The organism is Sphingobium cyanobacteriorum (assembly GCF_030580935.1).
GTDB classification, from domain to species: Bacteria; Pseudomonadota; Alphaproteobacteria; order Sphingomonadales; family Sphingomonadaceae; genus Sphingobium; species Sphingobium cyanobacteriorum.
In genome coordinates, this window is sequence record NZ_JAUQOM010000007.1 from 142,982 (window position 1) to 163,395 (window position 20,414).

Here is a 20,414-nt window from a genome sequence, read left to right on the forward strand (position 1 = left end):
ATGGCTGCGCTTATATTAAACCGTCCGGTTCGAGCAGCTTCGAGCGAAGTCGAGAAGCGCCAGTCGAGAACGGGGCTTCAAGATCAGTTCTCGACAAGCTCGAACCGAGCGGATGTTGGGTCAATCAGGCCCGGTGCCTTAAGCGAGCCGGGGCGTTCCCGCAAGGATTTGCCGCGCATCGTCGCAGTCGCGCGCGATGCCGGCCATCAGCGCGTCGAGGCCATCATATTTCCGTTCGGCATGCAGATAGCGGATCAACTGCACCTCCATGACCTGATCATAGAGGCTTTCGGCGAAGTCGAAGAAATGCGGCTCCAGCAATTCCTTGGGCGGGTCGAAGCTGGGACGGATGCCCAGGTTCGCCGCGCCGTCGAGAACCCGGCCGTCTGCCAGCAGGCCGCGCACCGCATAGATGCCGTAAGCGGGGCGCAGATATGGCCCCATGTCGATATTGGCGGTGGGAAAGCCGATGGTGCGGCCCAGCTTGTCGCCATGCTGGACCATGCCCGCAATCGCGAAGGGTCGGGTCAACAGGCGGGTGGCGGTATCACAATCGCCCGCGCGCAGCGCGTTGCGGATGCGGCTGGAGGAAATGGCCCCCTGCCCGTCCACCACCGGCGCGACCGCTTCCGCCGGCAGGCCGAACTGCGCGAAGCTGCCGACCGTGCCGGCGCGCGCGTGGCCGAAGGTAAAATCCTGGCCGGTGACGACGGCGGCGACGCCCAGGCGATCGGTCAGCAGCGCGACATAGGCGGCGGGATCGAGCGCGGCCAGTACAGGGGTGAAATCGAACACCAGCATCGCGTCGGCACCGGCGCGGGCGAACAGCGCCTGCCGCTGGTCGAGCGTGGTGAGGCGAAAGGGCGGCGTGTCCGGCCGGAACAACCGCATCGGATGCGGATCGAAGGTCGCGACGATCGCCGGTCGCCCCTCGGCACGGGCGCGCGCGATGGCGCGGCCCACCACCGCCTGATGACCGGCATGAAAACCGTCGAAATTGCCCAGCGCCATGATGCTGCCGCGCAGATGCGCGGGGATCGGGGCGCTGCTAGAAAGCCGCTCCATGGCGCGGCCTATAGGGGGGTGCGGGGGGCGTGGCAATGGACCGCCTGCTTACGCCACGAATGCGGTCAGCGCCGCACCAGCGTCACGAAACTATAGGCCGGTCGGCCGTCCAGCGCGGGATGATCGGCACGCGCGATTTCGCGCCAGTGCGCCGGATCGGGACAGGGAATGACGGTGTCGCCCACCGCATCGACATGCACTTGCGTCAGCTCGATCCGGTCCGCCCGGTCCAGGAACAGGCGGTAGATTTCCGCCCCGCCGATGACCATCACGGACGGCGCGGCCGCCTGCGCCAATGCGGCGTCCACATCATGGGCGACCTCCGCCCCCTTGCCCGTCCAGCCACTGTCGCGGGTCAGCACGATATGGCGGCGGCCAGGCAGCAGGCCGGGCAGGCTGTCGAAGGTCTTGCGCCCCATGATCATCGGATGGCCGGCGGTGATCGCCTTGAAATGTTTAAGGTCGGCCGGCAGCCGCCAGGGCAGGTCGCCATCCCGGCCGATCACGCCATTGTCGGCACGGGCGAGGACAAGGACAATCTCGCTCACAGCGACAACCGCGTCACATGCCCCATCTTGCGGCCGGGGCGCGCTTCATGCTTGCCGTAGAGGTGGAGATGATTGGCGGGGTCGGACAGGATCGCCTGCCACTCATGCGCCTCATCGCCGATCAGGTTGCGCATCGCCACGCCGCGCGCGGCCAGGGCGGTGTCGCCCAGCGGCAGGCCGCAGATCGCGCGGACATGATTTTCGAACTGGCTCGTCACCGCGCCCTCGATCGTCCAATGGCCGCTATTATGGACGCGCGGGGCCATTTCGTTGAATACCGGCCCATCGGCGCTGGCGAAAAATTCGCAGGTCAGCACGCCGACATAGTCAAGCGCGTCGGCGATCCTGCGCGCCATCGCGCGGGCCTGCTCCACCTGCCCCTCGATCAGCGCGCCAGCAGGCACGGTCGATGTGGCGAGGATGCCGTCGACATGGACATTGGCGGAGGAATCCCAGAAGCGGACCGCGCCGTCATGACCGCGCACCAGGATCACCGAAAATTCCTGGTCGAAGGTCACGAACCCTTCCAGGATCGCGCTCTGCCGCCCGATCGCGTTCCAGGCGCCGACCGCATCGCCCGGTTCGGACAGGCGGGCCTGCCCCTTGCCGTCATAACCCATGCGGTTGGTTTTCAGGATGGCGCGGCTGCCGACCTGCCCGATCGCGCTTTCCAGGTCGTCCAGGCTCTCGACCGGCGCGAAAGGCGCGGTCAGGCCGCCCAGGTCGCAGACGAAGCGCTTTTCGGCCAGCCGGTCCTGCGCCACGCGCAGCGCCTGCGCGCCGGGGCGGACAAGGCCGTGGGTGGCCAGCACCTCGACCGCGGACGGATCGATATTCTCGAATTCATAGGTGACGACATCGACGCTGTCGGCAAAGTCGCCCAGCGCAGCGGCATCTTCATATTCGCCGCGCGTCCAGTTGGGCGACACATCGGCGGCCGGGCCGCTGTCTTCGGGCGCATAGATATGGGTGCGATAGCCAAGTTGCGCCGCCGCGATGGCGATCATCCGGCCGAGCTGGCCGCCGCCAAGGATGCCGATGGTCGAACCGGGCGCGATCATGGTCATCGGTTACTCTTAATCCTCGACCGTTTCGGCAACGGCGTCTGTCTGGCGCGCACGCCACGCATCCAGCCGGGCCGCCAGCGCGTCGTCGGTGGTGGCCAGGATCGCTGCGGCAAGCAGGCCGGCGTTGATCGCGCCGGGCTTGCCGATCGCCAGCGTGGCGACGGGGATGCCGCCGGGCATCTGGACGATGGAAAGAAGCGAATCCATGCCCTTGAGCGATTTGGATTCGACCGGCACGCCCAGCACCGGCAGGCGGGTCATCGCGGCGGTCATGCCGGGCAGATGCGCAGCCCCGCCAGCACCGGCGATGATGACCTTGAGGCCGCGCGCAACCGCGCCGGTGGCATAGTCATAGAGGCGCTGCGGGGTGCGGTGGGCGGACACCACCTTGCATTCATGGGGGACGCCCAGCGCGTCGAGCGTTTCGGCGGCATGGCGCATCGTGTCCCAATCGGACCGCGACCCCATGATGATGCCGACTGTGACTGCCCCGCTCATACGCCTTCCCCTGATCGTGCGGCATGGCGAGCCGCCCGGAAAGCACAGCCCCTTAGCGGCAGCGGGGGCGTTGGGCAAACGTCAAAACGCACCACCGACACCCCGAACGCTGCGGCTCCCGCGCAGGCGGGAGCATGCCCCCTTATCGTTCCGACAGATAATAGCGGTCGATTGCGCCCAGATCGTCCGCCAGATCATAGACGATCGGCTGGCCGGTCGGGATTTCCAGTTCGGTGATCTCGTCATCGGGGATGTTCGACAGATGCTTGACGAGCGCGCGCAGCGAATTGCCGTGGGCGGAGATGAGGACGCGCTTGCCGGCTTTCAGGTCGGGGGCGATCTTCGCATCCCAATAGGGCAGGACGCGGGCGATCGTGTCCTTGAGGGATTCGGTCGAGGGGATCGGGATGCCGGCATAGCGACGGTCCTTGCTCAGGTCGAACTCGCTGCCCGCTTCCAGCACCGGCGGCGGAATGTCGAAGCTGCGGCGCCAGATCTTGACCTGCGCGTCGCCATGCCTGGCCGCCGTCTCCGCCTTGTCCAGCCCGGTAAGACCGCCATAATGGCGTTCGTTGAGGTGCCAGTCCTTTTCCACCGGCAGCCACAGCCGGCCCATTTCCTCCAGCGCCAGGTTCAGCGTCTTGATCGCGCGGGTCTGGACCGAGGTATAGCACTGGTCGAAGTCCAGCCCCTTGGCCTTCATCAGCCGCCCGGCCGCGCGCGCTTCCTCCGCGCCCTTTTCGGTCACATCCACGTCCCACCAGCCGGTGAAGCGGTTTTCCAGGTTCCAGGCCGACTGGCCATGACGGATAAGGACGAGCGTGGGCATTAGTCGCGTCTCCTGCACGAGATTTGCAAATGATGGCTCGTCCATAACGGGCAAAATCAGTGGTGCAAGCTTGTCCCTGCGCGCCGTCCCACCACATTGCAGTGGACGGGCCGATGGGTTAGCCGTTGCGCTTCAACCGGAAGGACATGGCAGTTGGCATTTGTGAAGGGCGCGTGGCGCATATTGGTCGCGATCAAGGATGGCCTCGTCCTGCTGCTGCTGCTGCTCTTCTTCGGGGCGCTCTATGCCGCCCTCTCCTTCTCGCCCAAGCCGGGCAAGACCATGTCGTCGGGCGCGCTGCTGATCGACCTGGACGGCAGCATCGTCGAACAACCGGCCGAAATGGGCGCGATGCAGTTGCTGGGCGGGTCCGGCCCCGGTATGAAGGAATATCGCCTGTCCGACATCGTCGCCGCGCTGGATGCGGCCAGGCGCGACGACAATGTCAAGGCGGTGGTGCTGAACCTGGACGGTTTCCTGGGCGGCGGGCAGGTGGCGATCGCACGGGTCGGCAAGGCGCTGGACGGCGTGCGCGCGGCCAAGAAGCCGGTGCTGGCCTATGCCACCCTCTATAGCGACGACAGCTATCAGATCGCCGCCCATGCCAGCGAAGTGTGGAGCGATCCGCTGGGCGGCGTCGCGATTCTGGGCCGGGGCGGGTCGAACCTCTATTATAAGGGGCTGATCGACAAGCTGGGCGTCAACACCCATGTCTATCGCGTCGGCACCTACAAGAGCTTCGTCGAACCCTTCACCCGTACCGAACAATCGCCTGAAGCAAAACAGGCCAATCAGGCGCTGGCCGGGGCGCTGTGGCAGAATTGGCAGGAGGACGTGACAAAGGCCCGGCCCAGGGCGAAGATCGTGGCCTATGCCGCCGATCCGCTGGCCGCCGCGCGCGCTTCGGGTGGCGACATGGCCAAGGCGGCGCTGGCCAGCGGGCTGGTCGACAGGCTGGGGGACGAGGCCGCGTTCGGCGCGCGGGTCGCCACCATTGCCGGCGCGGCGAGACAGAACAAGGCGGGCAGCTTCGCGACGATCGACCTCGCCACCTATGTCAAGGCGCGCAAGCCCGCCAATGACGGGCAGATCGGCGTGCTGACGGTCGCGGGCGACATTGTCGATGGCGAAGGCGGCCCCGGCACGGCGGCAGGGGACACGATTTCCGACCTGCTGCTGACCGCGTTGCAGGAAAAGGACTTGAAGGCGCTGGTGGTGCGGGTCGATTCGCCGGGCGGATCGGTCATGGCGTCGGAGAAGATTCGCAGCGCGATCCTGCAAGCGAAGAAGGCCGGGCTGCCGATCGTCGTGTCCATGGCCAATGTCGCGGCGAGCGGCGGCTACTGGATATCGACCCCGGCCGATATCATCTTTGCCGAACCGGACACGATCACCGGGTCGATCGGGGTGTTCGGCATATTGCCGAGTTTCGAAGGCACGCTGGCGAAAATGGGCATCACCACCGATGGCGTCCGCACCACGCCCTTGTCCGGGCAGCCCGATGTAGTGGGCGGCACGACGCCTGCGTTCGACCAGATCATGCAATTGGGGGTCGAGGATATCTATCGCCGCTTCGTCGGACTGGTGGCGCAATCGCGGCGCAAAACTCCCGCGCAGATCGACGCGATCGCGCAGGGCCGCGTCTGGGACGGCGGCACCGCGCGGCAGATCGGCCTGGTCGATCGCTTCGGGGGGCTGGAGGACGCGATCGCCGAAGCGGCGCGACGGGCCAAGATCGATCCCGCCCAGGCGCGCGCCTATGCGATCGAAAAGAAGCCCGATGCCTTCACCCAGTTCATCCAGTCGATCGCCGAGCGCGAACAGGACGACGCCGACGCGCCCCGCGACATGCTCGCGCGGCAGGCGGCGGCGCAGCGCGGCTGGGCCAGCCAAGCGGTGGCGGATGTGCGGGCGCTGGTCACGGGCGCAGGCATCCGCGCCGACTGCCTGGAATGCCGGGGATACGGCGCGCCGCGCCTCCGCAACGCGGCGGAAGAACGCAGCATGATGGCGATGATCGCGGGGTTGTGGCGGTAGGACGCGCTGTTACCCTGAGGGGTATAAACATGGGCTAATCGCTTGACATATCCTCCACGCATAGATTCCCATGCGCGATGGAGGCATTATGCAGCAGCGGCAAAATCACACCACACAGCAGATCAAAGCATTTTTAAGATATGATCGCCCAGTGATGGCTTTTCTAGTTGCTTACAGACGTGTGATTGGCTCTTTTGTAGCCACAATTACTGTAATCATAGCCGTTAAGTTAGGTGTTTGAAACTCAGTCACACCTCATCCCGATACACCGGCAACCCCAGCCCACGCCGGATCGCCATCGCGCGCAGGGTAAAGCCCAGCAGCGCTGCGATGACGCCCGCGACCGGCACGTCCAGCCCGACCCAGCGCAGCGCCACGAACAGGCCGGAAGCGAAAGCGGCGACGGTTACATAGAGTTCCGGGCGCAGCAGGATCGACGGCTCGCCGGCCAGCAGGTCGCGCATGATGCCGCCGACGCAGCCGGTGACGACACCCATCATCCCCGCGACAAAGGGCGGGATGCCAAAACTCATCGCCTTGGCCGCCCCGAACACGGCGAAGGCGGCCAGGCCGATCGCGTCGAGCCAGTCGAGCGCGCGGGCGCTCCACCAGCGGCGGGGGGTGAACCACACGACCAGGGCCGCCCCCATGCAGGCGATCGCAGGCACCGGATCGACCACCCAGAAAACCGGCGCGCCGATCAGCAGGTCGCGCACCGTGCCGCCCCCCACCCCCGTCACCAGCGCGAAGAAGGCGAAGGTCACGAGCGTCTGCCGCAACCGCGCCGCCGCCAGCGCGCCGGAGGCGGCAAAGACGAAAGTGCCACCGATGCTGAGGGTTTCGAGCACCGGGCCGATCGAGGTGACGAGCGAGGGATTAGGTGAGAGCATGACGCGATCTAGCCCTTTTCCCGGCAGGATTGAAGCGCTACGCGGCCGCCCTCGACTATCCCGTTCCCAAGCGCGGGCGTTGCCCTTATTTCCGTCCCTTCTCCGCCGCGAGGCGGCTCATCAGGATCGCGGCGCGCTTGGCCTGACGCTTCATGCTGACAAGGTCCACTTTCTCTGCCGGGCTGTGATCGCCGCTGGAGGCGGGGCCAAGACCGACCAGTCCGTCCACGTCCGCCGCGACGAAGCTGATGTCGCCCGCGCCGCGTTTCAGTGGATCGAGCGCAGGCATTTCGGCCAGGCCAAGATCGCGATTGATGCCGTTCAGCCTGGCCAGCAGCGCCCTGTTGCCATCGGTCGGGGCCATCGACGGATAGCCAAGGTCAAAGGCGATGCTGGCCCCGGTGCCGGTCAGGTGCCCGGCATTCACGATCGCCTGCATCTTCGCCTGCACCCGCCTTGTCTGTTCTTCGCTCAGCGTGCGGAAGTCGCCCTTCGCCACCGCGACCGGCGGGATGATGTTGGTCTTGCCCGTCACCGCGATGCGCACGCCATCCTTGTCGATATCGGCACTCTGGCCGCCGCCGATCAGGCCAACGTTGAAGGTCAGATCGGGTTCGGGCAGTTCCTTGCGAAAGGCCGTGATGATGCGGGCCAGTTCGTAGATCGCGCCGTCCCCGGCGCTGGCGGAGAAGATGCCCGAACTATGGCCGGACGTGCCGGTCGCGGTCAGCGTCCAGCTGTTGGAGGAGCGGCGGGCGATCGAGCCCATGTCCTTGCCCCCCTCCTGGCTCAGCCCTTCAAAATCGAGCGCCACGTCGGCGCGCTTGCCGGCCGCGATCAGGTCTGCGCGGGCGACGCTGACCGGATCGCCCGAATCCTCCTCGTCCCCGGTCAGCACCACTTCGATATGCGCGTTTTTGAGCGTACCCGCCGCCTGCATCGCCCTGAGCGCCAGCAGCATCGTCGCCACCCCGCCCTTGTCATCGGCCGCGCCGGGGCCACGGGCGAAGTCGCCTTCGCGCACGAACGTCTGGAACGGCGAGTCCGGTTCGAACACGGTGTCGAGATGGCCGATCAGCAGCATCTTCGTGCCGCCCGCCCTGCCCTTGTGCACCGCGATCAGGTGGCCCGCCCGCTTTGCGGCGTCCATCGGCTTCCAGGTGACGGTGAAGCCCAGCGCCTCATATTCCGGGCGCAGCATATCGGCGACCGCCTTCACCCCCGCCAGGTTCATCGACCCGCTATTCTGGTTCACCAGCCGTTCGAGCAGCGCCACGGCCGTCTCATGGCCCGCATCGACCGTTGCGCCGATGGTCCGTTCGGCCGGGCTGAGCGCGGCATGGGCGACGGGCGCGCCGCCCAGAAGCAGCGCGCCCATAACCAGCGACCGGATCACTTGGCCAGTTCCGCCTCGATCGCGGCGATCAGCGCCGGGTCATTGGGCGCGGTGGTCGGCGCGAAACGCGCGGCGACGCTGCCGTCTTTGGCGATCAGGAATTTTTCGAAATTCCACAGCACTTCGGGCACCGGATTGGGGGTCATGCCATAGCCTTTCAGCTTCTCGCGAAACGCATCGCCCTCGCCCTGCGCCTCCGGCTGCGCACTGGTCAGCGCGGCATAGAGCGGATGCTTGTCCGGGCCGGTGACGACGATCTTTTCGAACATCGGAAAATCCACGCCGAAATTGGTGGTGCAGAAGGTCGCGATCTCGTCATTGCTGCCCGGCTCCTGCGCGCCGAAATCATTGGCCGGGAAGCCCGCGACCACCAGCCCCTTGTCCTTGTAATCGGCATAGAGCGCCTCCAGCCCTTCATATTGCGGGGTCAGGCCGCATTTGGAGGCGACATTGACCGCCAGCACCACCTTGCCCGCATACTCGGCCAGGCTCGCGTCCGCGCCCTTGATAGTCTTGAGCGGGATTTGCTGGATATCGGTCATGTCTCGTCTCCTTGGGAATCAGGTCGGGGCGGACCTTGGCATCAAATCGCCGCGCCGAACAGATGCCCCGCGCCCGCCGTCGCCGCCATCGCCAGCGCGCCCCACAACAGCGTCCGCATGATCGAGCGCAGCGGCTTTGCCCCGCCCAGTTTCGCGCCGACATGGCCAAGCAGGACGAGGCAGAGCAGGCAGGTGCCCACGATCGCCGGGATCGCGCCGCTGGCCGGTGCGATGGCCGATGCCAGCACCGCCGGGGTGGCGCCCACGGCAAAGCTGGCGGCAGACGCCAGCGCCGCCTGCACCGGGCGCGCGGTCGCAATGTCGGAAATGCCTAGTTCGTCGCGCGCATGGGCGCCCAGTGCATCCGCCTCCATCAACTGCTGCGCCACCTGCCCGGCAAGCTCCAGCGTCAGGCCACGATCGACATAGATATCGCGCAACTCCGCCCATTCAGCATGGGGCTGGGCGGCGAGCGCCGCTTTTTCCTTGGCAAGGTCGGCGCGTTCCGTATCGGACTGGGCGCTGACCGACACATATTCGCCGGCCGCCATCGACATGGCCCCCGCCACCAGCGCGGCGATGCCGGTCAGCAGGATGGTTTGCGCGTCCGCGCCGGACGCGGCGATACCCGTCATCAGGCTGGCGGTCGAAATGATCCCGTCATTGGCCCCCAGCACCGACGCCCTGAGCCAGCCGACGCGATTGACATAATGGACCTCATGATGCGGCTGTGCGGATGCGGTCTGCGTGTCCATGACGTCCCCCTCTTGTCTGCCCTATCCTGGCGTTCGCCGGCCACGAAGTCGAGCGTTCCATGGTCCATCCGCCTGCGCAAGCAGGCGCATGGAAATCAGGTCGCCAACCCTTCCGCCTTTTCCGCCAGTTCCAGCCAGCGTTCTTCGGCTGCATCCTTTTCGGCCCGCGCCTTCTCGATCGCGCCGGTCAGGGCGTCGAACCGCTTGCGATCGCGCGTGAACAGGGCCGGGTCCGCCAGCATATCCTCGTCCCGCGCAATCGCCGCTTCCAGTTCCTCGACCCGCCGGGGCAGCAATTCAAGGTCGCGCTGGTCCTTGTAACTGAGCTTGGCCGATACCGGCTTTGGCGGCGGCGGCGGCGCGACCGCCTTCTTCTCCTGCCGCACCGCCTTGCGCGGATCGCGCTTGGCGATCCAGTCGGCATAGCCGCCGACGATCACGTCGACCACGCCGGTCCCGTCCAGCCCCAATGTCACGGTGACGGTGCGGTCCAGAAAATCGCGGTCATGGCTGACGATTAGGACGGTGCCGTCATAGTCGGCAATCACTTCCTGCAACAGGTCGAGCGTTTCGAGGTCAAGGTCGTTGGTCGGCTCGTCCAGCACCAGCAGGTTGGATTCGCGGGCAAATTCGCGCGCGAACAGCAGGCGCGACCGCTCGCCGCCCGACAGGGTCGCCACCTTCGCCTCCGCCAGGCCCGGATCGAACAGGAAATCCTTGAGATAGCCATGGACATGCTTGCGCACCCCCCGCACGTCGATCCAGTCGCCCCCTTCGGCCAGCACGTCGCGCACCGTCTTGTCGCCCTGCATCAGGCTGCGCTGCTGGTCGATGAAGATCATGTCCAGTGTCTTGGCCAGCGTCACGCTGCCGCTGTCGGGCGCGAGTTCGCCGGTCAGCAGTTTCAGCAGCGTCGATTTGCCCGCGCCATTGCCGCCCACGATGCCGATCCGGTCGCCCCGCTGCACCCGCAGCGACAGGTCATCGATGATGGTCCGATCCCCGAACGCCTTGGTGACATGCTCGACCTTGATGACGCTCTTGGTCTTGCTGTCGTCGCTGGCCACGGCGATCTTGGCAGTGCCCTGCGGCCCCTGCATCGCGGCACGCTGGGCGCGCATTTCCCACAGTTTCGACAGGCGACCCTGGTTGCGCTTGCGCCGCGCGGTGACGCCCCGTTCCAGCCAGTGCGCCTCCAGCTTCAGCTTCGCGTCCAGCTTTTCGGCCGCGCGCGCCTCCTCGGCATAGACCGCCTCCATCCACTGCTCGAAGCCGCCGAAGCCGATTTCGTTGCGGCGCATGATCCCCCGGTCCAGCCACAGCGTCTGGCGCGTCAGCCGCGTCAGGAAGGCGCGGTCATGGCTGATGACGATGAACGCGCCAGTATAGCGCGCCATCCAGTTTTCGATCCAGTCGATCGCGGCGATGTCCAGATGGTTGGTCGGCTCGTCCAGCAACAAAAGGTCCGGCTCGCTTGCCAGCGCGCGGGCGATGGCGGCGCGGCGGCGCTCGCCCCCGCTCGCGGTTTTCGCCTCGCGCGACAGGTCGATGCCAAGCTGGTCGGCGATCGCCTCCACCTCATGCGCGGGTGGCGCGAATTCGCCCGCCAGCGCGAAATCATGCAGCGTGGCGAAGGGCGTCACGTCCGGGTCCTGCTCCAGCGTGATGACCCGCGCGCCCGGCTGCACGGAGCGCACCCCCTCGTCCGCCTCGATCTGACCACCCAGCAATTTCAGCAAGGTCGTCTTGCCCACGCCGTTGCGGCCGATCAGCGCGAGCCGGTCCTTCGCGCCGACGGCGATGTTGAGGCCGCGAAACAGCCAGTGAGAGCCTTGCGAGAGGCCAAGATTTTCGAACGAGAGGATCGGTGCTGCCATGCTCGTGCAGCTAAGGCCTGTGACGGCTGGGGGCAAGAGTGGAACCGGAAAGCTGTCCCACGGCTTTCAACGCATGTCAGCGTCCATTCATCGCATCCGGTTCACATGCGGGTGCAACGCTCATAGAGGAGACATATCCATGAAATCCGCTCTCGCCCTGATGGCGCTCGGCGTCGCCGCCCTTCCCGTGGCGGCCTTGGCCCAGACCAGCGTCACCATCGCCGAGACGGCGCCGGTGGTGACATTGAACGTCACCGAAAGCGTCGAGGCCGCGCCCGATGTCGCGACCATTGGCACCGGCGTCCAGACCCGCGCGCTCACCGCGCAGGCCGCCATGCAGGACAATGCCGCCAAAACCGACAAGCTCATCGCCGCGCTCGCAAAGGCTGGCATCGCCCGGAAGGATATCCAGACCAGCGGCATCACCCTGTCCGCCCAATATGATTACAGCAATCAGGATGGAAAGCCCGAAGGGCCGCGCTTCATCGGTTATGAGGCGTCGAATCAACTGACCGTGAAACTGCGCGATATCAAAAAGGTCGGCGCGTCGCTGGATGCCATGGTCGCGGCAGGCGCAACCAGCATCAGCGGCCCAACCTTCTCCATCGACGATCCTTCGCCGCTGATCGTGCAGGCGCGTGGAACGGCACTCAGGAGCGCCAAGGCGCAGGCGGATTATTATGCGCAGGCGGCGGGCTTCCGCACCGCGCGCCTCGTGTCGATCAGCGAAAGCAGCAGCGGCGGGCAGCCGCCGATGCCGATGCTGCAAAGCGCCCGTTTCAAGGCGGACGCAGCCCCCACCACCCCGGTCGAACCCGGTCAGGTCAGTGCATCGGTGACGCTGACGGTGCAATATGCGCTGGACAAATAAGGCGCTTCATTCAACCATGATCGTCATCCCCGCCTGCACGCGATGATCAAGGACAGAAAAGGCGGCGATGCTTGTGCGTCGCCGCCTTTTCTGTTCATCTGCGCGCCATTCACCACCTGTTCAATGCCTGTCGCCTATGCCATGCCCATGATGATGAAGAGGAAGAAGCTGACGGCTGCGATCGCGGCGGTGCTTGCCCTGGCGGTGGGCATCCCTGCCGCCGACGCGGGCAATCGCAGGGACGAACAGGATGCCGCACGCCGGGCGATGCTGGACGGGCAGGTCATGCCGTTCGCGATGATCAAGCGCCGCGTGGATGCGGCGGTCGGCGGCGCCACCTATGTCGGCAGCGAATTCAATCCCGGCTCCAACCATTATCGCCTGAAATATGTGAAGGACGGCAAGGTCATGTGGGTTGATGCGGACGGCCGGACCGGCGATATCATCGGCATGGCGCGCTGACCCGCGCGCCGCACAACACCTGTTCCATAACAGAAAACGGAAAAGCCCCATGCGTCTGCTGATCGTCGAGGATGAACCGAATCTGGGCCAGCAGCTCAGGAACACGCTGGAGGGCGCGGGCTATGCCGTCGACCTCGCCACCGATGGCGAGGACGGGCATTTTCTCGGCTCGACCGAAAGCTATGACGCGGTGGTGCTGGACCTGGGCCTGCCCACGATCGACGGGCTGACCGTGCTGGACCGCTGGCGCAAGGAAGGCCGCGCCTTTCCCGTGCTGGTGCTGACCGCGCGCGATAGCTGGTCGGACAAGGTTGCCGGGCTGGACGCGGGGGCGGACGACTATCTGGCCAAGCCGTTCCAGAGCGAGGAACTGATCGCCCGGCTGCGCGCGCTCATCCGCCGCGCATCGGGCAATGCGTCGAGCGAGCTGATCGCGGGCGATGTACGGCTCGACACCCGTTCGGGCAAGGTGACGCTGAAGGGCGATCCGGTGAAGCTGACGGCGCAGGAATATAAGCTGCTGTCCTACCTGCTCCATCACAAGGGCAAGGTGGTGAGCCGCACCGAGTTGATCGAACATATCTACGATCAGGATTTCGACCGCGATTCCAACACGATCGAAGTGTTCGTGACCCGCATCCGCAAGAAATTGGGGGCCGATGTCATCACCACGATCCGCGGGCTTGGCTACAGCCTGGATGAGCCGGGGCGGTAAACATCATCGCCCTGCCTCTCCGTTCGGTTCGCGCTTGTCGAGAACGGGTTCTGGCGCCCGTTTATCGGCTGGCCTCTTTCCGACTGCGCTCGAAGCGGCTTGAACCGAACGGCTTTTCGTGACTGACGCGGCAAGCCCTCCCCCCGTCCGTTCCACCGGCTCCATCAGCCGGCGGATGATCGGCATCGCCGCCCTGTGGATCAGCGTGCTGTTGCTGGGCGGCGGCGTGGCGCTGGACCGGGTGTTGAGCGATGCAATCACGCGCAATTTCGACGACGGCATGAACTATGTGCTGACCGCGATGATCGCCGCGTCGGAAATCGGCCCGGACGGCGAAGTATTGTTCAATCGCGAACTGGCCGACCAGCGCTTCCTCGAACCCAATAGCGGGCTTTATTACCAGATCAGCGCCAAGGGGCATGAGGACTGGCGCTCGCGCTCGCTGTGGGACCGGGCGCTCAAGGCACCGGCGGACCATCATGACCGGCACTTGCATGTCTATGACAGCAAGCAGTTTCCCGGCGAGGATCTGCGCATCATGGAGCGCACCGTGCTGCTGCCCGGCTCCAACACTCGCTGGCTGTTCATGGTGGCGCAGGCGCGCGAAGGGCTGGACGGGCAGATCAAGACGCTGCGCTCCACCCTGTTCAAGAGCTTCACGCTGCTGGCGATCGGGCTGTTCGTGCTGGCGAGCCTCCAGACCATCTATGGCTTGCGCCCGCTGCGCAAGGTCCGGCTGGAGATCATCAGGATGCGCGGCGGCGAAAAGAGCCGCGTGACCGAACCCATGCCGGCCGAAGTGCTGCCCATGGTCGAGGAGTTGAACGCCCTGCTGGCCCATAATGAGCGGCAAGCGGAGGAGGCGCGCACCCATGCGGGCAACCTTGCCCATGCGCTCAAGACGCCGCTGACCGTCATCATGAACGCCGCGACCGCGCAGGCGCCGGACCTGGGCGACGCGGTGATCCGCGAGGCGACGACGATGCGGCGCCAGGTCGACCATCATCTCGCCCGCGCCCGCGCCGTGGGCCGGCGCGGCGCGGCGCAGAGCCGCGCGGATGTCTGGGCCAGCCTCACCGCCGTCGAACGCGCGGTCCAGCGCCTCTATCCGCACGCGCGCGTCGACATGGATGGCGACCGGCAGGCCGCCGTCCGGGTCGAGCGCCAGGACCTGGACGAGATGCTGGGCAACCTCATCGAGAACGCCGCCAAATATGGCGGCGGCAGCGTGTTCGCGACGGTCGTGGCGCGTGCGGACGGCATGGTGGAGATTCAGGTCGAGGATGACGGCATGGGCATTCCCGAAGCCGACCGGGTGCGCATTTTCGACCGTGGCGTGCGGCTGGATTCGGGCAAGCCCGGCACCGGCCTTGGCCTTGCCATCGTGCGCGATGTGGCGGAAATCTACGGTGGGTCCGTGACGCTGGAGGAAAGCGAGGATCTGGGCGGGCTGCTGGTCCGGTTGCGGTTGCCCGCCGCTTGACGGCCGGGATACCCCAAGCGCGCCTTTATGGCCCGTGATCATGCCGCACGTTCAGGAAAATTCGCTTCAGACCGCCCCCGCGCATCCGCGCCTTGCCATCGCCCGCCGCAGATGCGAAGCAATAGCATCACAGCGGCGACGCGCGGCTGGAACAGGATAGTCATGCGGCAGCACCTATATTTCATCGCAGGATGCATCGCGATCGCTCTGGGTACGGTGGGCGCGTTCCTGCCATTGTTGCCGACCGTGCCGTTCATGATCCTGGCCGCCTTCTGCTTTGCGCGGTCCAGTCCCCGGCTGGAGGCGAAGCTGCTCGATCACAAGCATTTCGGCCCGCATATCCGCCGCTGGCGGGCGCGCGGCGCGATCAGCCGCAAGGGCAAGACAGCCGCGCTTGGCGCTTTCGCCTTCAGCGTGGTGCTGGCACTGATCTTCTCGCCATGGCCCTGGTTTCTGATCCCGGTCGCGGCCGCGATGATTGGCGGCGGCTGGATATGGACCCGCCCGGAGGCGTGAAGCGCAACGACAAACCGCGCCCTTCCTCCAGGATGCGGCGGGGATTTCAGTTCATCGCCAGAATCATGTTCCGCACCTGCGGATAGACCTGCTTTTCCCATTTGCTGCCGGAAAAGACGCCATAATGGCCGACGCCCGGCTGGAGGTGATGGCGTTTCATATGCGGGCGCAGGCCGGTGCACAGGCCATGGGCGGCAGAGGTCTGGCCCACGGCGCAGACATCATCCTTCTCCCCCTCGACCGTCAGCAGGGCGGTCTTGCGGATCGCGCCGGGATCCACCTTGCGCCCGCGCACCATCAATTCCCCCTTGGCCAGCAAGGTCCGCTGGAACACCATGTCCACGGTTTCAAGGTAGAATTCCTTGGTCATGTCGAGGACCGCGAAATATTCCTCGTAAAATGTCTTGATCCGGTCCGCCTCCACCGTCTTGCCATCGGCCAGCAACTGATAGAGTTCGCGATGCTGCCCGCCATGCCGTTCCAGATTCATGGATACGAAGGCGGAGAGTTGCACAAAGCCCGGATACACTTCCCGCCCGCGCCCGGCATAACGGAAGGGAACGACCGAAATCAGATTTTCCTCGAACCAGGCGATCGGCTTTTCATTGGCCAGATCGTTGACCACGGTTGGCGCGGCATTGGGATCGATCGGTCCGCCCATCAGCGTCATCGACCGCGGCGTCGCCTTGTCCTTGTCCTCCGACATCAGCGCCACGGCGGCGAGCGCGGGAACGCAGGGCTGGCACACCGATACCAGGTGCGCACCCTCGCCCATTTCCTGGAGGAAGCGAATCACATAATCGACATAATCATCAAAGCCGAAACGCCCGGCCGCCAACGGCACATCGCGCGCATTTTTCCAGTCGGTGATGTAAACATCATGGTCGCGCAGCAATGTTGCAACCGTGCTGCGCAGCAAGGTCGAAAAATGGCCGGACATCGGGGCCACCACCAGCACTTTGGGCTGATGCGCCTCCACTTCGTCCTTCACGAAATGGAGCAGGTCGCCGAACGGCAGGTCGAGCGCGATCTCCTCCCGCACCGAAACCTCGGCATTGCCGCTGGTCACGCTGTGAATATCATAGGCCGGCCGCTTATGCGTCAGCTTCGCGCCCTGAAAGACATCCATCAGCGCAAACATGCGTCGCGGCATGGCCCAATCGGCCATCGGCCCCATCCTGTCCCGCATGTTCAGCGCCCATTGCGCGCCGAGTCGCGCCGGGGCGAGCATGTCGTTCCAAGCCTGATAACCACTATAAAGCATACGCATAGCGAGATTTGAGCCTTAATTTGTGTCCGCGAACCGAATCAGTCTTTAGCTGAAACGCTATACAATCTTTTTGTGTTGCACTGCATCATCATAAATGGGACGTTGAGGTGAAGCGGAGGACAGGCATGGCGGTCGCGGAACTCACTCTTTCAAGCAAGAATTATTCTTCATGGTCGCTGCGGGGCTGGCTGCTCTGCCGGCTGGCGGGGCTTGAGGTGGCCGAAAAGCTGATTGCGCTGGACGACCCGGAAAACCGGGCGGAATTGCTGCTGCTCTCACCATCCGTGCTGGTGCCGCGCCTGACGCATGAAGGCGCCAGCGTGTGGGACACGCTGGCGATCGCGGAATATCTGCATGAACTTTATCCACAGGCCGGCATGTATCCCGCCGACCGCATCGCCCGCGCCCATTGCCGGTCGGTGTCGGGAGAAATTCATTCGGGCTTCGCCAACCTGCGATCAGCGCTGCCGATGAATTTGAAGGTGCGCCATGCCCGCTTCCCGATCTTTTCGGGCGCCAAGGCCGATATCGAGCGGATCGAGACGATCTGGGCCGAATGCCTGGACAGCCATGGCGGCCCCTGGCTGTTCGGAAAGGCGCCCACGGTCGCCGACGCCATGTTCGCCCCGGTGGCACAACGTTTCCTGACCTATGCCGTGCCGGTGTCGCAGACCACGGCCGCCTATTGCCAGACGATCAATGACTGGTCGCTGATGCGCGAATGGATCAAGGCAGCGCGCGCAGAGCCGGAAGAAATGGCTGAACTGGAAGTGGAATTCTGAAGGGGCTTTTCCCCGGCCATGCATCTGGATGACCGGATTGGCGGGCCTGCCCGCCGACCGGCATGGAAAGCAGGGTCGAAGTCAGGGCGATCCGCGACGAAAGTGCCGCACCAAGGCCATCGGCCTGCCATGACCCGTCACGTCCCGATCCCCGCCAGCCATTCGCCGATCATCGCCCGACCCGCCGCCACCGCGACCGGGCCGTGCCGATCATGATCCTCGCGCAGCGCGACGCCGCATTGCTGCGCCACGTCCAGATCGGCCCAGAAATGGGTCAGCCATTCCTCGAAACGGGGGTCCTGGCCCATTTCGGCATGGAATTGCAGCGCCAACAGGTTCGGGCCGCGCCGGAATGCCTGATGGGCATAGCGGCCGGTGGACGCGAGCAACTCGACATTGGCGGGCAAATCGAACGTGTCACTGTGCCAGTGCAGGATCGGCACGCCGTCGATATGGCGCAGCGGCGACGCCGCGCCCGCGCCGTTCACATGCACCGGCGCAAAGCCCAGTTCCATATGCCCGCCGGGATAGACCCGCGCACCCAGCGCCGCCGCGATCATCTGGCTGCCCAGGCACACGCCCAGCGTCGGCCGGTCGACGGCAAGCCGCGCGCGCAGTTTTTCAAGCTGCACCGCAATCCAGGGATGACGATCCTGTTCATACACCCCCATCGGCCCGCCCATCATGATCAACAGGTCGGGGGCACACAGATCGACATGGGCGAAATCCGGGCTGGCGACATCGATGCGGTCGATATGATAGCCCGCCGCCTCGATCGGCTGGAGATAGCCTGCCGCACCTTCACGCGGAACATGTCGGACGATCAACGCTCTTTTCATTGCTGATCGGGATACTAGACAATTGCAGCGGCCGTCGCCACCCCAAGCTTTCTTGACCTGTGACAATCCATGCTATTGGCAGCGCTACCGGCCGGCCCCGCCGCTATCGCCCGGCGCCAGCGTCCGTTTATAGTCGATCTTTATGCGCACCCAGCTTCCAACCATCATCTTGCCGTTGAGCCGGGGCGGCCGCACCAGAAATTGCCAGGCGGCCAGGCGCACCGCCCGCGCCAGTCCCGATCCGGGCGGCGATTCCCCCAGTGTCTGACAATTTTCGACATGGAAATGATCGACCGTCTTGCACGCGACCAGCCCATAGCCTTCGGCCGGGGCATTGGCGGGCAGATAGGGCGACAATTCGGCGTCGGTCGGTCGCCGATACCATTCCGCCTCGAACAGTTGCACGCCCCCTGGCCCTTCGCCCGGCCCCGCCACGGCGGCGCTGTCGCCCTGCCCCGCACCCGCGCCCTGCACGCCCTTGGGCATGGTGCCGATGTCCGCAGACGCCATCTGCTCCCTGTTCAGGGTCAGGAAGGGAAAGGGCGACGGCGGTTGTTCGGCGGGTTTTTCCTGCCGGATCGGCGGCCGCGCCACCCGATCCACCATTTTTCGCGGCGCCGCCTTGTTCTGTGCGCGCTTTTGCGCCTTGTCCGCCTTGGCCTGTTGCTGGTCTCTGGAACCGGCCTCGACATCGAACGTCACAGGCAGCCGCTCATCGGCCTTTGGCGGATCGATCGCCGGCGACAGGGTGAACAGTGCCAGCAACAGCAGCAGGTTCAGCACCAGCGCGAACGCCATGCCACCTGCGCGCTGCCGCACTGTTGCCCAGGATATGGTGGGGATGTTCAAACGTGCGGACCCAAAGGGCGGGGGAAGGGGCGTCATGCCCAGACGGCACGAAACAATCAACCCCGTCGCCTGCCGCCCCGCTTCACGGTCCGTTGGACAATAGGCCGCCGCACAGACCGGGCATGGTCAACAAATGCTCAGCACACATCGGCTTCCTGCACGACCGGCCGGGCTTCGCGCGTCGCGCGCATCCGGCTCGCCTTGTCATCGGGATTGCTGGTCAGGACGACATGATCTTCATGCACTTCCAGCAGAACCCCTGCGAAAGGAAAGCCCTCCAGGCTGCCCGTCACCCGATAACTCACTGTGTCGCCGACCTTGAATGTCGCCGGTTCGGTATTGAAGCTGAAGGGACAATCGCCCTCACCCATGCCTTGCATATCATCTCTCCCTCGCCTGCCTTCTATCATCTCGACCTGTCCGATCAAGACCGCCCAAAAGCGCTGGCGGCCATCCGCCATCTCGGCTAGGCCCGGCCGCGATGCTTACCAGGCTCTACCAATGGACGCTGGCGAAGGCCGCGCACCGCCACGCCGAACGCTGGCTTTTCGCCATCAGCTTCATGGAATCGAGCTTCTTCCCGATCCCGCCGCATCCGCTGCTGGGCCTCATGTGCCTCGCCCGCCCGGAAAAGGCGCTCCGCTTCGGCTTCATCTGCACCCTCGCTTCGGTGCTGGGCGGGCTGCTGGGCTATGGCATCGGCCATTTCCTCTATGAAACGGTGGGACAGCAGATCCTGTCCGCGCTCGGCCTCGCCGCCAAATTCCCGGTCGCCGCCTGCTATCTGCGCGATTACGGCGCGGAAATCATCCTGATTAAGGGCGCGACGCCGATCCCGTTCAAGCTCATCACGATCACGGCGGGCTTTGTCGGCCTGTCGCTCGTCACCTTCCTCTGGGCCAGCATCCTCAGCCGCGCCTTCCAGTTCATGTTGGTCGGTTTCCTGTTCTGGAAATTCGGACGGCCGATCAAGGCGTTCATCGAAAAATATCTCGCCCTGCTGTCGGCCGCCTTCCTCATCCTGATCGTCGGCGGCTTCATCGCCGCCTCGATGCTGACCGGCGGCGGGAAGAAGGACGACAAATGCTCCCACGCCACCATGGCGTCGATCGGCCGTTAAGGG

The 20,414-nt window shown here is 65.2% G+C and carries 23 protein-coding genes; 9 read left to right on the plus strand and 14 right to left on the minus strand.

Going from position 1 to position 20,414, the window contains the following annotated elements:
• Positions 1–138 precede the first annotated feature (138 nt).
• The 5 genes from ribF to gpmA all read right to left on the minus strand — a co-directional run bounded on the left by ribF (position 139) and on the right by gpmA (position 4,007).
• On the minus strand, positions 139–1,065 hold the full coding sequence (gene ribF, locus Q4610_RS14370; protein ID WP_304536649.1) for a riboflavin biosynthesis protein RibF: 927 nt from the start codon (positions 1,063–1,065) through the stop codon (positions 139–141).
• A 65-nt stretch (positions 1,066–1,130) separates the two neighbouring features.
• On the minus strand, positions 1,131–1,613 hold the full coding sequence (locus Q4610_RS14375; RefSeq protein WP_304536650.1) for a dihydrofolate reductase: 483 nt from the start codon (positions 1,611–1,613) through the stop codon (positions 1,131–1,133).
• Positions 1,610–2,680 carry a 5-(carboxyamino)imidazole ribonucleotide synthase gene (locus tag Q4610_RS14380; protein WP_304536651.1) on the minus strand — a complete coding sequence of 357 codons (1,071 nt, stop codon included), beginning with the start codon at positions 2,678–2,680 and terminating at the stop codon, positions 1,610–1,612. The genes Q4610_RS14375 and Q4610_RS14380 overlap by 4 nt, the downstream gene beginning before the upstream one ends.
• 9 nt (positions 2,681–2,689) lie before the next feature.
• Positions 2,690–3,178: a 5-(carboxyamino)imidazole ribonucleotide mutase gene (gene purE / locus Q4610_RS14385; protein ID WP_304536652.1), complete on the minus strand. Its 489-nt coding sequence runs from the start codon at positions 3,176–3,178 to the stop codon at positions 2,690–2,692.
• Between the two features lie 142 nt (positions 3,179–3,320).
• Complete coding sequence (gene gpmA / locus Q4610_RS14390; protein ID WP_304536653.1) at positions 3,321–4,007, minus strand: 2,3-diphosphoglycerate-dependent phosphoglycerate mutase; 687 nt, start codon at positions 4,005–4,007, stop codon at positions 3,321–3,323.
• A gap of 153 nt (positions 4,008–4,160) precedes the next feature.
• Between gpmA and sppA the strand changes: the two genes are divergently transcribed.
• Together sppA and Q4610_RS14400 are read left to right on the plus strand one after the other, a co-directional pair.
• Entirely contained in the window at positions 4,161–6,044 is a 1,884-nt protein-coding gene (sppA, locus tag Q4610_RS14395; RefSeq protein ID WP_304536654.1) for a signal peptide peptidase SppA, read from the plus strand.
• An 88-nt stretch (positions 6,045–6,132) separates the two neighbouring features.
• Positions 6,133–6,285 carry a hypothetical protein gene (locus tag Q4610_RS14400; protein WP_304536655.1) on the plus strand — a complete coding sequence of 51 codons (153 nt, stop codon included), beginning with the start codon at positions 6,133–6,135 and terminating at the stop codon, positions 6,283–6,285.
• Positions 6,286–6,292: 7 nt separating this feature from the next.
• Here the strand turns inward: Q4610_RS14400 and Q4610_RS14405 are convergent, their stop codons facing one another.
• From Q4610_RS14405 to Q4610_RS14425, 5 genes are all read right to left on the minus strand, one after another.
• Positions 6,293–6,934, minus strand: a complete 642-nt coding sequence (locus Q4610_RS14405; protein WP_304536656.1) for a trimeric intracellular cation channel family protein — start codon at positions 6,932–6,934, stop codon at positions 6,293–6,295.
• An 85-nt stretch (positions 6,935–7,019) separates the two neighbouring features.
• On the minus strand, positions 7,020–8,312 hold the full coding sequence (locus Q4610_RS14410; protein WP_304536729.1) for a M20/M25/M40 family metallo-hydrolase: 1,293 nt from the start codon (positions 8,310–8,312) through the stop codon (positions 7,020–7,022).
• Positions 8,313–8,326: 14 nt separating this feature from the next.
• Positions 8,327–8,872: a glutathione peroxidase gene (locus Q4610_RS14415; RefSeq protein WP_304536657.1), complete on the minus strand. Its 546-nt coding sequence runs from the start codon at positions 8,870–8,872 to the stop codon at positions 8,327–8,329.
• A gap of 41 nt (positions 8,873–8,913) precedes the next feature.
• Positions 8,914–9,627 (minus strand): VIT1/CCC1 transporter family protein, encoded by a 714-nt coding sequence (locus tag Q4610_RS14420; protein WP_304536658.1) that lies wholly within the window; start codon positions 9,625–9,627, stop codon positions 8,914–8,916.
• Between the two features lie 95 nt (positions 9,628–9,722).
• On the minus strand, positions 9,723–11,504 hold the full coding sequence (locus tag Q4610_RS14425; protein ID WP_304536659.1) for an ABC-F family ATP-binding cassette domain-containing protein: 1,782 nt from the start codon (positions 11,502–11,504) through the stop codon (positions 9,723–9,725).
• Positions 11,505–11,643: 139 nt separating this feature from the next.
• Between Q4610_RS14425 and Q4610_RS14430 the strand changes: the two genes are divergently transcribed.
• The 5 genes from Q4610_RS14430 to Q4610_RS14450 all read left to right on the plus strand — a co-directional run bounded on the left by Q4610_RS14430 (position 11,644) and on the right by Q4610_RS14450 (position 15,551).
• A complete protein-coding gene (locus Q4610_RS14430) occupies positions 11,644–12,375 on the plus strand; it encodes an SIMPL domain-containing protein (RefSeq protein WP_304536660.1) in 732 nt (243 codons plus the stop codon).
• 123 nt (positions 12,376–12,498) lie between these two features.
• The gene (locus tag Q4610_RS14435) at positions 12,499–12,837 is read left to right on the plus strand and encodes a hypothetical protein (RefSeq protein WP_304536661.1); all 339 of its coding nucleotides are present in this window, start codon (positions 12,499–12,501) and stop codon (positions 12,835–12,837) included.
• 49 nt (positions 12,838–12,886) lie between these two features.
• On the plus strand, positions 12,887–13,552 hold the full coding sequence (locus Q4610_RS14440; RefSeq protein WP_093020877.1) for a response regulator transcription factor: 666 nt from the start codon (positions 12,887–12,889) through the stop codon (positions 13,550–13,552).
• Between the two features lie 175 nt (positions 13,553–13,727).
• A complete protein-coding gene (locus Q4610_RS14445; protein WP_304536730.1) occupies positions 13,728–15,035 on the plus strand; it encodes a sensor histidine kinase in 1,308 nt (435 codons plus the stop codon).
• 162 nt (positions 15,036–15,197) lie between these two features.
• Positions 15,198–15,551, plus strand: a complete 354-nt coding sequence (locus Q4610_RS14450) for a YbaN family protein (RefSeq protein ID WP_304536662.1) — start codon at positions 15,198–15,200, stop codon at positions 15,549–15,551.
• Positions 15,552–15,597: 46 nt separating this feature from the next.
• Here the strand turns inward: Q4610_RS14450 and Q4610_RS14455 are convergent, their stop codons facing one another.
• On the minus strand, positions 15,598–16,821 hold the full coding sequence (locus tag Q4610_RS14455; RefSeq protein ID WP_304536663.1) for a polyhydroxyalkanoate depolymerase: 1,224 nt from the start codon (positions 16,819–16,821) through the stop codon (positions 15,598–15,600).
• Between the two features lie 125 nt (positions 16,822–16,946).
• Between Q4610_RS14455 and Q4610_RS14460 the strand changes: the two genes are divergently transcribed.
• The gene (locus tag Q4610_RS14460; protein WP_304536664.1) at positions 16,947–17,603 is read left to right on the plus strand and encodes a glutathione S-transferase; all 657 of its coding nucleotides are present in this window, start codon (positions 16,947–16,949) and stop codon (positions 17,601–17,603) included.
• A 137-nt stretch (positions 17,604–17,740) separates the two neighbouring features.
• Here the strand turns inward: Q4610_RS14460 and Q4610_RS14465 are convergent, their stop codons facing one another.
• The 3 genes from Q4610_RS14465 to Q4610_RS14475 all read right to left on the minus strand — a co-directional run bounded on the left by Q4610_RS14465 (position 17,741) and on the right by Q4610_RS14475 (position 19,671).
• Complete coding sequence (locus tag Q4610_RS14465; protein ID WP_304536665.1) at positions 17,741–18,442, minus strand: glutamine amidotransferase; 702 nt, start codon at positions 18,440–18,442, stop codon at positions 17,741–17,743.
• A gap of 84 nt (positions 18,443–18,526) precedes the next feature.
• Positions 18,527–19,240 carry a hypothetical protein gene (locus Q4610_RS14470; protein ID WP_304536666.1) on the minus strand — a complete coding sequence of 238 codons (714 nt, stop codon included), beginning with the start codon at positions 19,238–19,240 and terminating at the stop codon, positions 18,527–18,529.
• 188 nt (positions 19,241–19,428) lie between these two features.
• On the minus strand, positions 19,429–19,671 hold the full coding sequence (locus tag Q4610_RS14475; protein WP_304536667.1) for a hypothetical protein: 243 nt from the start codon (positions 19,669–19,671) through the stop codon (positions 19,429–19,431).
• Between the two features lie 101 nt (positions 19,672–19,772).
• Here Q4610_RS14475 and Q4610_RS14480 point away from each other — a divergent pair, with 101 nt between their 5' ends.
• Positions 19,773–20,411, plus strand: a complete 639-nt coding sequence (locus tag Q4610_RS14480) for a YqaA family protein (protein ID WP_304536668.1) — start codon at positions 19,773–19,775, stop codon at positions 20,409–20,411.
• The last annotated feature ends 3 nt before the right edge of the window (positions 20,412–20,414 follow it).

What these genes read in the sequence shown, in the direction of transcription:
- ribF (WP_304536649.1), bottom strand. Translation starts at nt 1,065, where the DNA reads ATGGAGCGGCTTTCTAGCAGCGCCCCGATCCCCGCGCATCTGCGCGGC.
- Q4610_RS14380 (WP_304536651.1), bottom strand. Translation starts at nt 2,680, where the DNA reads ATGACCATGATCGCGCCCGGTTCGACCATCGGCATCCTTGGCGGCGGC.
- purE (WP_304536652.1), bottom strand. Translation starts at nt 3,178, where the DNA reads ATGAGCGGGGCAGTCACAGTCGGCATCATCATGGGGTCGCGGTCCGAT.
- gpmA (WP_304536653.1), bottom strand. Translation starts at nt 4,007, where the DNA reads ATGCCCACGCTCGTCCTTATCCGTCATGGCCAGTCGGCCTGGAACCTG.
- Q4610_RS14400 (WP_304536655.1), top strand. Translation starts at nt 6,133, where the DNA reads ATGCAGCAGCGGCAAAATCACACCACACAGCAGATCAAAGCATTTTTA.
- Q4610_RS14405 (WP_304536656.1), bottom strand. Translation starts at nt 6,934, where the DNA reads ATGCTCTCACCTAATCCCTCGCTCGTCACCTCGATCGGCCCGGTGCTC.
- Q4610_RS14410 (WP_304536729.1), bottom strand. Translation starts at nt 8,312, where the DNA reads ATGGGCGCGCTGCTTCTGGGCGGCGCGCCCGTCGCCCATGCCGCGCTC.
- Q4610_RS14415 (WP_304536657.1), bottom strand. Translation starts at nt 8,872, where the DNA reads ATGACCGATATCCAGCAAATCCCGCTCAAGACTATCAAGGGCGCGGAC.
- Q4610_RS14420 (WP_304536658.1), bottom strand. Translation starts at nt 9,627, where the DNA reads ATGGACACGCAGACCGCATCCGCACAGCCGCATCATGAGGTCCATTAT.
- Q4610_RS14425 (WP_304536659.1), bottom strand. Translation starts at nt 11,504, where the DNA reads ATGGCAGCACCGATCCTCTCGTTCGAAAATCTTGGCCTCTCGCAAGGC.
- Q4610_RS14430 (WP_304536660.1), top strand. Translation starts at nt 11,644, where the DNA reads ATGAAATCCGCTCTCGCCCTGATGGCGCTCGGCGTCGCCGCCCTTCCC.
- Q4610_RS14435 (WP_304536661.1), top strand. Translation starts at nt 12,499, where the DNA reads ATGCCTGTCGCCTATGCCATGCCCATGATGATGAAGAGGAAGAAGCTG.
- Q4610_RS14440 (WP_093020877.1), top strand. Translation starts at nt 12,887, where the DNA reads ATGCGTCTGCTGATCGTCGAGGATGAACCGAATCTGGGCCAGCAGCTC.
- Q4610_RS14445 (WP_304536730.1), top strand. Translation starts at nt 13,728, where the DNA reads ATGATCGGCATCGCCGCCCTGTGGATCAGCGTGCTGTTGCTGGGCGGC.
- Q4610_RS14450 (WP_304536662.1), top strand. Translation starts at nt 15,198, where the DNA reads ATGCGGCAGCACCTATATTTCATCGCAGGATGCATCGCGATCGCTCTG.
- Q4610_RS14455 (WP_304536663.1), bottom strand. Translation starts at nt 16,821, where the DNA reads ATGCGTATGCTTTATAGTGGTTATCAGGCTTGGAACGACATGCTCGCC.
- Q4610_RS14460 (WP_304536664.1), top strand. Translation starts at nt 16,947, where the DNA reads ATGGCGGTCGCGGAACTCACTCTTTCAAGCAAGAATTATTCTTCATGG.
- Q4610_RS14465 (WP_304536665.1), bottom strand. Translation starts at nt 18,442, where the DNA reads ATGAAAAGAGCGTTGATCGTCCGACATGTTCCGCGTGAAGGTGCGGCA.
- Q4610_RS14470 (WP_304536666.1), bottom strand. Translation starts at nt 19,240, where the DNA reads ATGGCGTTCGCGCTGGTGCTGAACCTGCTGCTGTTGCTGGCACTGTTC.
- Q4610_RS14475 (WP_304536667.1), bottom strand. Translation starts at nt 19,671, where the DNA reads ATGCAAGGCATGGGTGAGGGCGATTGTCCCTTCAGCTTCAATACCGAA.
- Q4610_RS14480 (WP_304536668.1), top strand. Translation starts at nt 19,773, where the DNA reads ATGCTTACCAGGCTCTACCAATGGACGCTGGCGAAGGCCGCGCACCGC.